We start from the raw sequence: 13,960 nt of genomic DNA, 5'->3' as shown, positions 1-13,960 counted from the left end.
TGGCGGTTCCCTTGATGGCGATAAATGAACGAACGTCAGGCAGATCCGCAGGGCTCATGGCTTCACGGTGCGAAGCAATGACTTGGCAACCAGTTGCTCATACAGCTCGGCATAGGGTTCCACGGCCTTGCTCCAGTTGAATGGAGCGGCCATTGCGCGGCAGCGCATGGCATTCAACAGTTTGGGGTAGCTGAACACCTTGAAGGCGCGCTTGAGTGCTTCCTCGTAGCTGGCCACGGTGGACTCGTCGAACAGAAAACCGGTCACGCCGTTTTCGATGGTGTCCGCCAGGCCGCCGGTGTTGCGCGCTACTGGCAGCGAGCCGAAGCGTTGTGCATACATCTGGCTCAAACCGCAGGGTTCATAGCGCGAGGGCATCAGCAAAAAGTCGCTGCCCGCGAACATGCGCCGTGCATCGGTTTCATTGAAACCGATGCGTACTCCGATCTGACCCGGGAAGCGCAAGGCAAGTTCACGCATGGCCTGTTCTTCTTCGGGTTCACCGCGGCCGATGATGCAAATCTGCCCGCCCGAAGCGACGATAAAGGCGGCCACGGCTTCGGTGAGGTCCAGGCCCTTCTGGTAAACCAGGCGCGACACGACGGCAAACAATGGCCCTTTGGAAGGGGTGAGGCCGAACAGGGTACGCACATGGGTGGTATTGACGGCGCGGGCATCCCAGTCACCGATACCGAAGGGCGCCACCAGATGGGGGTCGGTGGTGGCTTCCCAGCTTTCATCGATGCCATTGGGAATACCGCTCAACAGGCCTTGCTGAGTCTTGCTGGCCAAAAAGCCATCGAGCCCGCAGCCAAAGGCCGGGGTGGTGATTTCGGCGGCGTAGGTCGCGCTGACCGTAGTGATGTGGCTGGCGTAGGCCATGCCGGCCTTGAGAAACGACAGTTTGCCGTAGAACTCCATACCGTCCTGTTGCAGGGCATGGTGCGGGATGCCCAGCTCCGGGCAGCAGGCGCGGCTGAATACGCCCTGGTAGGCGAGGTTGTGAATAGTGAACAGGGTGGGGGTGCGTTGCCCGCGCCAGTGCATATAGGCCGGGGCCAGCCCTGCAGGCCAGTCGTGGGCATGCACGAGGTCGGGTTGCCAGTGTATCTGTGCCAGATTGGCAGCGATATCGGCTGCAGCCAGCCCCAGGCGGGCGAAACGGATGTGGTTGTCGGGCCAGTCGCGGCCATTGTTGGCGCCGTAGGGCGTGCCTTCGCGCTCATAAAGCTCAGGGCAGATCAGTACATAGATGACCAGGCCGTCGGTCATGTCCATGCGTCCGATCTTGCAGGCGGGCAGGGCGGCATGGCCACCGAGTTCACCGATGATGTGGATCGGGTTGTCGCTGTTGAGCACTTGTGGGTAGCCGGGGATCAGCACCCGTACATCATGCAAGTGACGCATGGCCCGCGGCAGTGCTGCCGACACATCACCCAGGCCACCGGTCTTCACCAGGTCGGCCAGTTCGGAGGTGACAAACAGCACCTTCTTTTTATTGGGATTGGCGTTTATCACCGCCAGCGCGGGCCTCCCTGCAGGGGCCAGATCTGGCAGTGAAATCAGCTCATTCACAACTTGCGGGGTCAGACGTTCTTCTTGATGTGGCGCAGCAGCACTGATCATGAATCTCTCCCGTTGTATTTATTGATCTGCTAACGGCCACCCGGCCGGCACTTCCCCACTGACTGATCGGCCATGTCATCCACGGCAAAAATGCGTAAAAGATGATTTGGGCACTGCAAGGAATGCACCAACAGCTGCAACCCAGCCCCAAGTTGGCCTATCACGGGCGAAGAAGATCCGATTATTCAAATACGAAAAATACACGCCGTAGATGCGACAGCGTTGAGTGTAGAAGAGATGGGTCAAGCTGCTAGCTAAAGGCAGTGTTTTTTGTAAGACAATGAGAGTTGTCTTGTAGGAAAAGTATCTATCACAAAGTCTGTTTCAGTTTTTGTAGCAGCTGACGAGCGGAGCGAGGCTGCGTTCGGCTGCGCAGCAGCCGTAAAATCAGACACTGCGATATGCTAGCCCAATCGGGTTCGCAGGGTTCACGGCTGCTACGCGCCCGAACGCAGCCTCGCTCCGCTCGTCAGCTGCTATGGGGATGGGGGGCGGTTCTGCAAAATAACAGGGCGCGCGCACCGATGTGGTGCGCGCGCCTCGCGTATTTCAGTTGCCAGGGTACTCGGCGATCACCTGGTCTTTACCGTCGTTGTCCAGGCCGATCACCTGGTAGGCGTCCTTGCGGTCACCCATTTCCATACCCGGCGAGCCCATTGGCATGCCCGGTACAGCAATACCCTTGAGGTCGTTGCGCTGGGTCAGTGCCACCACTTGTTCGGCAGGCACGTGACCTTCAACGAACTTGCCGTTGATCACTCCGGTATGGCACGACGCCAGCCGGGGCTGCACGCCGAGGCGCTGTTTGACGCTGGCCATATCCGTTTCTACATGGTCATTGACCTTGAAGCCGTTGCTCTCAAGGTGAGAAATCCAGGCTTTGCAGCAGCCGCAGTTGGCATCGCGGTGCACATCAATGGTCAGTTGTTCGGCCGCTTGCGCCAAAGAGGTCAACAACAGGGCCGAGAGAGCGAAAAGGCGCAATGGAGTCTTCATCGAGATCCTCTATACGAAAAAACGTCAGCCTGAGCGACAGGGACTGTCAGGCAGCTGATGGACAGATGACAAATCTGTCAGGTTGGGGCGCTTTGGGTGGAATCAAGGCACTATAACCTCGTTCCCTTAATCGCTCACTTTTCTGATGTGTACCGTATATGGCGCTTGCCGTTCCACCCGATTTGTCTGACACCGATGTGCGGGTACAACCCTTGGCGCGTACTTATCCCCGTGGCCTGTATATCGAGCCGCATCAGCACGAGTGGGGGCAGTTGCTCTACGCAAGCAGCGGCGTGATGTGGGTCGATACCCCGGATGAAGCCCTGGCCGTGCCACCGCAGCGGGCGGTGTGGTTGCCGCCGCAGGTGCCCCACGGGATTCGCGTGGTGTCGGATTTGCAGATGCGAAATATCTATTTGCCACCCAAGCTGGCCAGCACCCTGGACAGTCGTGTGCAGGTGATTGAAGTCGGCCGCTTGCTCAGAGAGCTGATTATCAAGTTGGTGGAGCGGGCGGACGGGCAAACGTCCTACACCGAGGCTCTGCTCAATCTGACGTTGCTGGAATTGCAGCGGGCCCGCCGAACCCAGCTTAAGGTGCCCATGCCCGATACCCCGGACCGGCGCCTGCTCAACCTGTGCCAGTCGGTCATGGCCAGCCCTTCGCTGGATATCGCCTTTGAGCAACATGCCGAGAACGCCGGGGCCAGTGTACGAACCCTGGCCCGTCTTTTTCAGGGCGAACTGGGCATGGGCTTCGCCCAGTGGCGGCGGCAGGTGCAATTGGCAACCGCCGCGGCCGAGCTGATCCAGGGCGCTTCTGTTAGCCAGATCTCACGCTCGCTTGGTTATTCGCCCAGCAGTTTCAGCGATATGTTCCGACGCGAGCTGGGTGTGAGTCCTTCTTTGTATGCCTCAGGTCAGGTAGCAGAGATCTGAACTTGTCCGGCAGACAGAAGGCATTGGCAGAAGCACCACGCTTGTCGGCCATAAACTGGGGCATCTCTACAGCATCCAGAGGGCTGAATATGAAAGCACTGCAATTTTCCAAAACCGGTGATCTGGCGGCGCTGAACCTCGTTGAGTTGCCGCTGCCGGTACCTGGTGCCGATGAAGTGCTGGTGCAGGTCAGGGCTGCAGGCCTGAACCCCAGCGATGTGAAAAATGTACTCGGCCGTTTTCCCTACACCACCTTGCCCCGCGTGCCCGGTCGGGATTTTGCCGGGGTGATCGTGGATGGACCGCAGGCGTTGGTGGGGCAGGAAGTCTGGGGTACGGGTAAGGAACTGGGGTTCTACCGGGACGGTTCTCATGCGAGCTATTTGGTCTTGCCGATTGAAGGCGTTGCGCTGAAACCCAAGTCGCTGAGTTTTGAGCAGGCCGCCAGCCTGGGCGTGCCTTACACCACGGCGTGGGATGCTCTGCAACGAACGGCTGTAGGCGCGGATACCCGTTTGCTGGTGATCGGTGCCAATGGCGCGGTAGGCACCGCGGCTATCGCGCTGGCGAAAGTGCTTGGCGCGCGGGTGCTGGCGGCGGTGCGTCGTATCGAGCAGGCGCAGGTGCTGCTGGAGCAGGGCCTTGAAGTGCTGGTTCTGGATACACCGGAGTCGCTGGGGGCTCAAGTGAATGAGGTATTTGCAGGTGGCGCTGAAGTGATTTTCGACACCACTGGCCATTGGTTGCCAGCGGCAGTGTCGGCGTTGCGCACTTTCGGGCGAATCGCCTTTATTGCCGCACCGCTGGACGGTCATGTGCATTTGCCTGCGCTGGCCCTGTATCGCAAGGGCGGGTCGCTGGTCGGGGTCAACACGCTGCTGTATAGCTGCGGCGATTGCGCGCAGAGGCTCAATCAGTTTGGTCAGTACTTCGATCAAGGGCTGTTGCCGGCACCGGGTGGTTTTCAGGAAGCGGCCCTGGCGGACGGACTGGCCTGTTATGCGCAGGTCAATGAAGGTGCGTGCGCCAAAGTGGTGCTGATCCCGTAGGCACTGCCTGAACTGTGGGAGCGAACAGGCTCGTTCCCACAGAGGCAAGTGCTACCCGGTTATTGCCCCAGCCGCAAGCTGGCGCGAATGCCATTGACCTCAGGTTCGATGGCTTTGTAGCCGTCAGCCGGGCCTGCGTAGGAAAGGGCGTAGGCGCTGTTGCCCTGGGTGGCGGCCACCAGGGTCTGGGTGATCACGTGGTTGCCGTTCTGGGTGATCTTGCAGGTGGTTTGCAATGCGTCCAGCCCGCCCAGGGTGCTGCTGTGGATCTTGTTGCAAGCGCTCTGGTAACCGCCTTTGGCGAAATTCTGCTGCAAGGTTTTGCGCATTTGCAGCAACACCGCCTCCATATTGACCTTGTGCTCGGGCACCAGGGTCGACTGAGTCAGCTCCATAACCATCTGCGGGTCACCATTGGCATCGTTCTTCACCGCCCGCTGGCGCACACTGCTGTCGTCCGGGGCAGGGGGGACGGCCTGCACTTCCCAGCCGCCGGGCCAGGTAATCATCAGACCGTCGGCGCTGGCCATGGGCGCTGCAGCCAGCAGGCACAAGCCGATAAAAACGGGATAACGTCGGGCAAAATGCATGGTTCTCGGGCCTTTTGAGCGATGGGGGGACTTCAATAGTGTATCAATTGGTGTCCAGGTATTGCTTTGCAACGTGACATCATTTCGACCATTGCTCAGCTAAACCTTTGCTTCTTATGTCTAATCCCGGACAATCGCGCCCCTCTTATGGCCGGGGCGATGTCAGCAAGATGTTTCTTGTCCGCCCCGGCTGCGTGGTAACGACCGGCTAGCGGAGATTCGACCGGATGAATGACCAGGCTAACAGCGTCGACGAACGCTTCGACGAGACACCAGCGACCCTCACTCGCTGGAATCGTCATGACACCACCTGGATGCTGGGCCTGTTTGGCACGGCGATTGGCGCAGGTACCTTGTTTTTGCCGATCAACGCTGGGCTTGGCGGCTTTTGGCCGTTACTGATCCTGGCGCTGCTGGCGTTCCCGATGACCTTTTACGCTCACCGCGGCCTGACCCGCTTCGTTCTCTCCGGGCGTGAAGGCTCAGATATCACTGACGTGGTTGAAGAACATTTCGGCCTGCGTGCAGGTGCTGTGATTACGTTGCTGTACTTCCTGGCCATCTTCCCGATCCTGCTGATCTATAGCGTAGCGCTGACCAACACGGTTGGCAGCTTTATGCTCAACCAGATGCATATCACTCCACCTCCACGGGCAATCCTGTCGCTGGTGCTGATTCTGGGCTTGCTGATTGTGGTGCGCTGCGGCGAGCAGGTGATCGTCAAGGCCATGAGCATGCTGGTCTACCCGTTTATCGTGGCGTTGCTGTTTTTGGCGGTGTTTTTGATCCCGCACTGGAACGGCGGCATTCTCAGTACCGCGACTACGCTGCCTGCGCCTTCGGTATTGCTGCATACCTTGTGGCTGGCGATTCCGGTGATGGTTTTTTCCTTTAACCATTCACCGATCATTTCGGCGTTCGCCGTAGACCAGAAGCGCCGGTATGGCGCCAATGCCGATGAGCGCAGCTCGCAGATCCTGTCCCGTGCTCACCTGCTGATGGTAGTGATGGTGCTGTTCTTCGTGTTCAGTTGCGTGCTGACCCTGTCGCCGGAACAACTGGCCGAAGCCAAGGCGCAGAACCTGTCGATCCTGTCCTACCTGGCCAACCATTTCAGCAACCCGACCATCGCTTTTGCCGCGCCACTGATTGCTTTTGTGGCCATTGCCAAGTCCTTTCTGGGCCACTACATCGGCGCCAGCGAAGGCCTTAAAGGCCTGGTGCTGAAAACCGGCAAGCGCCCGGGCGCGAAAAACCTGGACCGCATGACGGCCGCTTTCATGCTGGTGGTGTGCTGGGCTGTGGCCACGCTCAACCCGAGCATCCTGGTGATGATTGAAACCTTGGGCGGGCCGGTGATTGCAGCCATTCTGTTCCTGATGCCGATGTACGCGATTCGCCGGGTGCCGTCTATGCGCCAGTACTCGGGGCAGATCTCCAACGTGTTCGTGACGGTTATCGGCCTGATTGCGATCTCCTCGCTGGTGTACTCGCTGATCCCTTGATACATACCCCTGGCGCCGCCGTCCTGGCGGCGACAGGGCGCTGATTGACCCGCGCAAGCCGTCCAGGGCTTGAGTCTGGCCGGTACTGCGAATATGATTGCGACCCATTCCTATTCGCAGTGTGCCCACGGCACGTCCCGAGGGTTTCCGTGTCGCCATCCCCGCCGAACCCGCCGTTGCTGCACGCAGATGTGCAAAGCCTCTACAGCGATCACCATGGCTGGCTGCTGAACTGGCTGCGCAGGCGCCTGCGAGATACCGACAATGCTGCCGACATGGCGCAGGACACCTTTCTCTATGTGCTGGGCAAGCCGGAACAGGTTGCGCATTTGCGCGAGCCACGGGCCTGGCTGAGCACCATTGCCAAGGGCCTGTTGATTGACCGCTTCCGCCGCCAGAAAGTCGAGCAGGCCTATTTGCAAGCGCTGGCTCACTTGCCCGAGCAGCACATGCCTGCCCCCGAAGAACGTTTGATCCTGCTGGAAACCCTGACCCGCATCGATGCGTTGCTCGAGGGCCTAAAAGCCAATGTACGCACTGCCTTTTTGCTGTCACGCCTTGAAGGGCTTGGCTATCAGGCTATTGCCGAGCGCCTGGGGGTGAGCGGGAGTTCAGTGGAAAAATACATGGCCACGGCCATTCGCCATTGTTTTCTGATGCGTAACGCCCTGTGAGCGCTGGTTCGTCGCCGCCAGGATTCGCCCCCCATGTCCTTGACCAGGCGATTGAGTGGCTGGTCAAAACCCAATCCGGTGCGGCGCCGCCTCAGGTATTTGCAGCGTGCGAGCAATGGCGTGCAGCCGATGCCAGCCATGAAGCCGCGTGGCAAGCCCTGCAAATGACCGAAGCGACCTTGCGCCAGGCCACGGTGCTGCCGGGCCGTGTGGCTTTGGACACCCTGGCCGGCAGTGGCCGCCTGCGCTCACGGCGTCAGGCCCTCAAAGTGCTCGGCCTGGGCATCCTCGGCGCAGGCGCGGGCGGTTTGGTCCTGCAACAGCAGCCCTGGCGGAGCGTGGGTGCCGACTATGCGACCGGCGTGGGAGAGCGGCATTCGTTCAATCTGCTCGATGGCACGCGTTTGCAGCTCAATACCGACAGTGCTGCTGATGTGCTGTTCACTGCGCAACAGCGCCTGATTGTGTTGCGCGAAGGCGAGATATTTATCCGTACCGGTCAGGATCCGGGATCTGCGAGCGGGCGCAGGCCATTCTGGGTGCATACCCGTGAAGCGCGCCTGCAGGCTATTGGCACCGCATTCGATGTACGTCAGGAGTCAGGGCGTACTCGCTTGATGGTCGAGGAGGGCGTAGTGGCGATTCACTTGCCCGATACCCGGCCAGTGCTGGTACAGGCGGGCAGCGAGTACCTGATCGATCCACGTTCTGCGCAGTTGCAGCCTGCGCCCGTGTTTAGTGCCAATGGCTGGGTCAGCGGTGTGCTGGTGGCCAGGCAGATGCGCTTGCAGGATCTCGTGCAAGAACTGGCGCGCTATCGCCACGGCTGGTTGCAGTGTGATCCGGCGGTGGCTGAATTGCGGGTTTCCGGGGTGTTTCAACTCCAGCGCATTGACCATGCGCTGGAGGGTTTGAGCCAGTCGCTGGCGGTGCGTATTGAGCGCCGGACACGGTTCTGGACACGCATTGTGGCGGCTTAGTAGTGTGGAAGCGAGCCTGCTCGCGAAAGCCATTCGCGAGCAGGCTCGCTCCCACAGCGCAAATTTCTTTGCGGGTTTTCGGCTGGCCTTCGACAGATAGGCATAAGACTTATCCATTGCAGGAGCCCCGCGCCAATGTCCCGTGTTTTTCGCAACCCTTCATTGCCTCCCCGCAACCGCCTGGCCATGGCCTTGCATATCGTTTTACTGGGCACCGTGGCGCAGCCGCTATCGCTGGTCAGTGCTGCGCCCTTGAGTGTTCAGCGCAGTTTCGACGTGCCCGCTAGCACGCTTGAAGATTCACTGAACCGCTTCGCCCAGCAGGCCAATATCTCCCTGCCTTATGACCCGGCGCTGGTGCAAGACAAGCAGGCGTCAGCCCTCAAGGGCCGCTTTGATGTGCCCCAGGGCTTGCAGCAACTGCTCAAGGGCAGCGGTTTGACGGCCACGGAAGGCGCCAGCGGAGTCTGGACCCTATACCCACTGACTTCCGCCAATGTGGACGGCCAGTTGCAATTGCAAGCCACCAGCGTCACGGGTTTGGCGTTGGGCAGCACCACTGAGGGCAGTCACTCCTACACCACGGGTGAAACCAGTACGGCGACCAAGTTGCCGCTTTCGCTGCGTGAAACGCCGCAATCGGTGACGGTCATTACCCGTCAGCAAATGACTGACCAAGGTTTGGGCAGTATCGCTCAGGTATTGGCGCAAACCCCCGGCATCACCGTGGTGCATGACGACAGCGAGCGCTACAACTTTTACTCTCGCGGTTTCACCCTCGATAACTTTCAGTACGACGGTGTGCCGACCTCGGATTTCACCACCAATACCAATGGCCTGGGCATGCGTGACATGGCCATTTACGATCGCGTAGAGGTGGTGCGCGGTGCCACCGGCTTGATGAGCGGTGTGGGTAGCCCGTCGGGGGCCGTGAACCTGGTGCGCAAGCGTCCCACCAAGGAGTTTCAGGGCTATGTATCAGGCAGCGGCGGCTCATGGGACCACTATCGCAGCGAGCTGGATTTGTCCGGGCCGCTGACGGAAAACGGCGCACTGCGCGGACGTGTCGTCGCCGCCCACGAAGATGGCCGTTCCTTTATCGATCGCTATTCCTCGACCAAGGACGTGTTCTATGGCATCGGCGAAGCGGATTTGACCGACGACACCACTCTGTACGCCGGTATCGACTATCAGCGGATCAATTCCAACGGCTCGAGCTTTGGCCAATTGCCGCTGTATTACAGCGATGGCAGCCGCACCCATTTCAAGCGCTCGATGAATCCCGCCGCCAAGTGGGCGTATGCCGACAGTGAAAGCACCAAGTATTTCGCCGGTGTTGAACAGCGTTTTGCCAACGACTGGCTGCTCAAGGTCGAGGCCAGCCACTGGAAGGGCAACACCGAGCAGTTGCAGGGCAACCTGGTGGGCTGGGGGCCTTTTCCGGACAAGGCCACCGGCCAGGCGCAGTTCATGAGCGGGAGCAAAACCTTCGAAATCAATACCGATACACTGGACGCCTATGCGACCGGGCCGTTTGAGCTGTTGGGGCGTACCCATGATCTGGTGGTGGGGATGAACGTCAGTGACCGGCGCACGGACTACCTGGCAATGAATGCCGATGACCTGACCGTCAACTACGAAAACTGGAACAATGACGCGCCGCGTCCTACTGATCTGAGCCAGGGGTTGAAGCAAAAGTACAAAACCAAAGAGTCGGCAGCCTACGCAGCATTGCGCCTCAAACCTGTGGACGACCTGTCGATCATCCTGGGAACCAGGGTAGTGGACTACGATCGCAAAGGCACAATGACCTATAACGCGGCGCAAACTGTGCCAACCACGGATAACAGCAAAAAAACCGGGAAGATGATTCCTTATGCCGGGATCGTCTACGACCTGAACGAAAACCACTCGGTCTATGCCAGCTACACGGATATCTTCACGCCGCAAAGCTACTTCGACCGTGACGACAAGGTTCTGCCGCCGATGACTGGCCAAAGCTATGAAGCGGGTCTGAAGTCCGAGTATTTCGGCGGGGCGCTGAACACCAGTTTTGCCCTGTTCATGATCAAACAGGACAACTACGCCGAATACGATGGTGTGCGGGATGATGGCCAGGATGCCTACAAGGCAATCAGCGGTACCAAGACCAAGGGCTTCGAGGCTGAAATATCCGGCGAAATCATGACCGGCTGGCAATTGCTGGCGGGCTACACCTACGCCCAGCCACGGGACAAGGACGGCAAGCGGATCAACAGCAACCACCCTGAGCAATTGTTCAAACTGGCCACCAGCTATCAACTGACCGGCGACCTCAAAGACCTTAACGTGGGCGGCAACCTGACCTGGCAGGGCTCGACCTACAGCGAGCTGGATTCAACAATCAAGACCGAAGCCAAGGAAGGCAGCTTTGCCGTGGTCGGCTTGATGGCCCGCTATGACATCACCAAGAACCTCAGTGCGTCGGCCAATTTAAACAACGTTTTCGATCGTGAATACCTCAGCGGTTATGGTTTGTACTCGACTTATTACTACGGTGATCCGCGCAACCTGATGCTGGGTATGAAGTATCGTTTCTGACGAGGTTTTCATCTCGCGTGTGCCCTGGGTCGACTATGGTTAAAAACCACGAAATCGGAGGCTGGCAATGAGCGATACCACCATCCATAAGGCAGCAGCAGATGGTTACAAGCAGGGCGCCGACACCTATGTGCGCGGGCGCCCGGATTACCCGGCGGGTGTGACCGCATGGTTGTCCGAAACCCTTGGCCTGGGGCCCGGGCAAACCGTGCTTGAAGTTGGAGCCGGTACCGGCAAGTTCACCACGCGCCTGTTACAGACGGGCGCGCGGGTGATTGTGGTCGAGCCGGTGCAGGCCATGCTCGACAAGCTCTCCAGCAGCTATCCGCAAGTCGAAACCCATCAAGGCACTGCCCAGGCCATTCCTCTGGCCGATGCCAGTGTCGATGTGGTGGTGTGCGCGCAGGCTTTTCACTGGTTCGCCACCTCTGCAGCGCTGACCGAGATTCATCGCGTGCTCAAGCCTGGCGGGCAACTGGGGCTGATCTGGAACCTGCGCGATGCCAGTGTGCCGTGGGTGGCGCAACTGGATGCGCTTGTCAATCAGTGGGAAGGTGATGCCCCGCGCTTCTATACCGGCGCGTGGCGTCAGGCATTTCCTCATCCGGGTTTTGGCCCTTTGCGCGAGCAGAAACTGAGCCATTCCCACGACGGACCGGTAGAAGACGTAATCTTCAATCGGGTGCGTTCCACCAGCTTTATCTCGGCTCTGATACCGGCCGAGCGTGATCGGCTGGAACAGCAACTGGCGGCTTTTGTCGCCTCGCATAACGCGTTGAATCACGGTGGCACCGTCAGCGTGCCGTATGTCACGTCGGCATTTGTCACCCGCAAGGACGCTTGACCTGCATCAATGCTGACGCGTCGCACAGGCATAGCCTGAGCTCAACTCATGTTCCAGGAGGTAGCCATAGATGAGCATCATCGTGACCGGAGCTGCCGGGTTTATCGGCAGCAATCTGGTGAAGGCCCTGAACCGACGCGGCGAGCGCGACATCATCGCCGTCGACGATCTGACTGACGGCGACAAGTGCCGCAATCTAGCAGACTGCGATATCGCTGATTACTTCGACAAGCGTGAATTCGTACAGCGCTTTACGACCCATCAACTGGGCGAAGTGCGTGCCGTGCTGCATCAGGGCGCCTGTTCCAGTACGGTAGAAAGTGATGGCCGGTTGATGATGGACAACAACTACCGTTACAGCTGCGACCTGCTGCAAGCCTGTCAGGAACAGTCGGTACCTTTGCTGTATGCCTCTTCGGCGGCGGTCTACGGCGCGAAACGGGAGTTTCGTGAAGCCCGCGAGTACGAGCAGCCTCTGAATGTCTATGCCTACTCAAAATTCCTCTTCGACCAGCGGGTACGCCAGTTGCTGCCCAGAACGCGCAGCCAGATTGTGGGCTTGCGCTACTTCAATGTGTATGGCCCCCGCGAACAGCATAAAGGGCGCATGGCTTCGATGGTCTGGCACTGTTTTAACCAGTATCGCGATCATGGCCATGTCGAGTTGTTTGGCGAGTACGGCGGCTACCCGGCGGGCGGGCATGAGCGCGATTTTGTCTCTGTGGAGGATGTGGTCAAGGTCAATCTGCATTGGCTGGACCATCCGCAAACCAGTGGTGTTTTCAACCTGGGCACTGGGTGCGCGCGGTCATTCAATGACCTGGCACTGGCGACCATCAACAGTGTACGCGCTGCCGAGGACAGGCCGCCCCTGACCTTTGAGACGGCCTTGCTGGACGGAGTGTTGCGGTATTGCGAGTTCCCTGACGGGCTCAAGCACAAGTATCAGGTGTACACCTGCGCAGATCTCGGGCAGTTGCGCGAAGCGGGGTATCGCGAGCCAATGCTTGGGCTGGAGGAGGGCGTGCAGAGCTATTGTGCAGGGCTTCTTGCATCTTAGGTTGTGGGAGCGAGCCTGCTGGCGAAGGGCATTTCGCTAGCAGGCTTGCTCCCACAAGATGAAGTTATTTACCTGACAGCAGTGCTTCCAGCTTTTCCTGGTCACGGGCGAATTGGCGGATGCCTTCGGCCAGTTTTTCGGTGGCCATGGCATCTTCGTTGGAGGCCCAGCGGAATTGTGCTTCGTTCAGGCTCAGGCGGGGTTCGCCTTTATTGCCCGGAGCCAGTTTGCGTTCCAGTTTGCCGTCGTCCAATGCCAGTTTTTCCAGCAGGTCGGGGCTGATGGTCAGGCGGTCGCAGCCGGCCAGCTGTTCGATCTGGTTAAGGTTGCGAAAGCTCGCGCCCATCACCACGGTGTTGTAGCCGTTGGCCTTGTAGTAGTTGTAGATGCGGGTCACGGACTGCACGCCCGGATCATCGGAGCCGGTGTAGTCAATGCCGGTGGACTTCTTGTACCAGTCGTAAATCCGACCCACGAACGGCGAGATCAGGAACACCCCGGCATCGGCACAGGCAGCGGCCTGGGCAAACGAGAACAGCAGGGTCAGGTTGGTTTGAATGCCGTCCTTTTCCAGTTTCTCGGCAGCGCGGATGCCTTCCCAGGTCGAGGCCAGCTTGATCAGCACGCGGTCGCGACCTACACCGGCCTTGTCGTAAAGCTCGATCAACTGGTGGGCTTTTTGCAGCAGGGCAGGCTCGTCGAACGACAGGCGGGCGTCGACTTCAGTGGAAATGCGCCCCGGAATCACATTCAAGATACCGCTACCCACAGACACCGCGAAGTGGTCGCAGGCCTGACCTACATCACCTTTGGCGTGGCTGATGGCGTTTTGCAGCAGTTCTGCGTAGCCGGGCATCGCGGCGGCCTTGAGCAGCAGCGATGGGTTGGTGGTTGCATCCACGGGTTTGAGGCGGGTAATCGCGTCGAGGTCGCCGGTGTCTGCGACCACGGTGGTGAACTGCTTGAGTTGTTCCAGCTTGGAAGTCATGAGCGTCTCTGTCGGAAAGGTATTAATGGCAGTACAGATTGAGTGCGTCTTCGATCATTAGTTCGTTGAACGGTAAGTGGCAGAATGCCGTTGAATACGCCCGCAGTGCAACTAATGGTGCAGATTTAAT

12 protein-coding genes are annotated in these 13,960 nt (G+C 59.1%); 8 read left to right on the top strand and 4 right to left on the bottom strand.

The genetic code is table 11. The features are described from left to right. Positions 1 to 54: 54 nt before the first annotated feature. On the bottom strand, positions 55 to 1,626 hold the full coding sequence (gene glgA / locus PPTH39_RS04410) for a glycogen synthase GlgA (RefSeq protein WP_095021201.1): 1,572 nt from the start codon (positions 1,624 to 1,626) through the stop codon (positions 55 to 57). A 549-nt stretch (positions 1,627 to 2,175) separates the two neighbouring features. After that, complete coding sequence (locus PPTH39_RS04405) at positions 2,176 to 2,622, bottom strand: DUF411 domain-containing protein (protein ID WP_095002375.1); 447 nt, start codon at positions 2,620 to 2,622, stop codon at positions 2,176 to 2,178. A 158-nt stretch (positions 2,623 to 2,780) separates the two neighbouring features. Between PPTH39_RS04405 and PPTH39_RS04400 the strand changes: the two genes are divergently transcribed. Together PPTH39_RS04400 and PPTH39_RS04395 are read left to right on the top strand one after the other, a co-directional pair. Continuing rightward, positions 2,781 to 3,560 carry an AraC family transcriptional regulator gene (locus tag PPTH39_RS04400; protein ID WP_095002376.1) on the top strand — a complete coding sequence of 260 codons (780 nt, stop codon included), beginning with the start codon at positions 2,781 to 2,783 and terminating at the stop codon, positions 3,558 to 3,560. A gap of 89 nt (positions 3,561 to 3,649) precedes the next feature. Continuing rightward, on the top strand, positions 3,650 to 4,609 hold the full coding sequence (locus PPTH39_RS04395) for a quinone oxidoreductase family protein (protein WP_095031873.1): 960 nt from the start codon (positions 3,650 to 3,652) through the stop codon (positions 4,607 to 4,609). Between the two features lie 59 nt (positions 4,610 to 4,668). Here the strand turns inward: PPTH39_RS04395 and PPTH39_RS04390 are convergent, their stop codons facing one another. After that, positions 4,669 to 5,199: a DUF4946 domain-containing protein gene (locus PPTH39_RS04390; RefSeq protein WP_130871669.1), complete on the bottom strand. Its 531-nt coding sequence runs from the start codon at positions 5,197 to 5,199 to the stop codon at positions 4,669 to 4,671. Positions 5,200 to 5,426: 227 nt separating this feature from the next. Here PPTH39_RS04390 and PPTH39_RS04385 point away from each other — a divergent pair, with 227 nt between their 5' ends. From PPTH39_RS04385 to rfaD, 6 genes are all read left to right on the top strand, one after another. Beyond that, positions 5,427 to 6,704 (top strand): serine/threonine transporter, encoded by a 1,278-nt coding sequence (locus PPTH39_RS04385; protein ID WP_095002379.1) that lies wholly within the window; start codon positions 5,427 to 5,429, stop codon positions 6,702 to 6,704. 149 nt (positions 6,705 to 6,853) lie between these two features. Next, positions 6,854 to 7,378, top strand: a complete 525-nt coding sequence (locus PPTH39_RS04380; protein WP_130871668.1) for a sigma-70 family RNA polymerase sigma factor — start codon at positions 6,854 to 6,856, stop codon at positions 7,376 to 7,378. Continuing rightward, positions 7,375 to 8,358, top strand: coding sequence for a FecR domain-containing protein (locus PPTH39_RS04375; RefSeq protein WP_130871667.1), 984 nt, complete (start codon positions 7,375 to 7,377; stop codon positions 8,356 to 8,358). The genes PPTH39_RS04380 and PPTH39_RS04375 overlap by 4 nt, the downstream gene beginning before the upstream one ends. Before the next feature lie 135 nt (positions 8,359 to 8,493). Further along, entirely contained in the window at positions 8,494 to 10,938 is a 2,445-nt protein-coding gene (locus tag PPTH39_RS04370; protein ID WP_130871666.1) for a TonB-dependent siderophore receptor, read from the top strand. A 67-nt stretch (positions 10,939 to 11,005) separates the two neighbouring features. Beyond that, a complete protein-coding gene (locus PPTH39_RS04365; RefSeq protein WP_095002383.1) occupies positions 11,006 to 11,782 on the top strand; it encodes a class I SAM-dependent methyltransferase in 777 nt (258 codons plus the stop codon). Between the two features lie 70 nt (positions 11,783 to 11,852). Then, on the top strand, positions 11,853 to 12,842 hold the full coding sequence (rfaD, locus tag PPTH39_RS04360; protein WP_130871665.1) for an ADP-glyceromanno-heptose 6-epimerase: 990 nt from the start codon (positions 11,853 to 11,855) through the stop codon (positions 12,840 to 12,842). Between the two features lie 64 nt (positions 12,843 to 12,906). Here rfaD and tal read toward each other — a convergent pair whose 3' ends face one another. Further along, entirely contained in the window at positions 12,907 to 13,830 is a 924-nt protein-coding gene (tal, locus tag PPTH39_RS04355; protein WP_095002385.1) for a transaldolase, read from the bottom strand. Positions 13,831 to 13,960: the final 130 nt, after the last annotated feature.

Origin of the sequence: Pseudomonas bubulae (assembly GCF_900618535.1) — a bacterium.
In the GTDB taxonomy this organism is placed as follows: Bacteria; Pseudomonadota; Gammaproteobacteria; order Pseudomonadales; family Pseudomonadaceae; genus Aquipseudomonas; species Aquipseudomonas bubulae.
Note: the sequence above shows the minus strand (reverse complement) of the source record. Positions and strands in the feature narration are given on the sequence as shown.

Excerpts from the sequence above, each read along its gene's own strand:
- glgA (WP_095021201.1), bottom strand. The coding sequence starts at position 1,626 with ATGATCAGTGCTGCTGCGCCACATCAAGAAGAACGTCTGACCCCGCAA.
- PPTH39_RS04405 (WP_095002375.1), bottom strand. The coding sequence starts at position 2,622 with ATGAAGACTCCATTGCGCCTTTTCGCTCTCTCGGCCCTGTTGTTGACC.
- PPTH39_RS04400 (WP_095002376.1), top strand. The coding sequence starts at position 2,781 with ATGGCGCTTGCCGTTCCACCCGATTTGTCTGACACCGATGTGCGGGTA.
- PPTH39_RS04395 (WP_095031873.1), top strand. The coding sequence starts at position 3,650 with ATGAAAGCACTGCAATTTTCCAAAACCGGTGATCTGGCGGCGCTGAAC.
- PPTH39_RS04390 (WP_130871669.1), bottom strand. The coding sequence starts at position 5,199 with ATGCATTTTGCCCGACGTTATCCCGTTTTTATCGGCTTGTGCCTGCTG.
- PPTH39_RS04385 (WP_095002379.1), top strand. The coding sequence starts at position 5,427 with ATGAATGACCAGGCTAACAGCGTCGACGAACGCTTCGACGAGACACCA.
- PPTH39_RS04370 (WP_130871666.1), top strand. The coding sequence starts at position 8,494 with ATGTCCCGTGTTTTTCGCAACCCTTCATTGCCTCCCCGCAACCGCCTG.
- PPTH39_RS04365 (WP_095002383.1), top strand. The coding sequence starts at position 11,006 with ATGAGCGATACCACCATCCATAAGGCAGCAGCAGATGGTTACAAGCAG.
- rfaD (WP_130871665.1), top strand. The coding sequence starts at position 11,853 with ATGAGCATCATCGTGACCGGAGCTGCCGGGTTTATCGGCAGCAATCTG.
- tal (WP_095002385.1), bottom strand. The coding sequence starts at position 13,830 with ATGACTTCCAAGCTGGAACAACTCAAGCAGTTCACCACCGTGGTCGCA.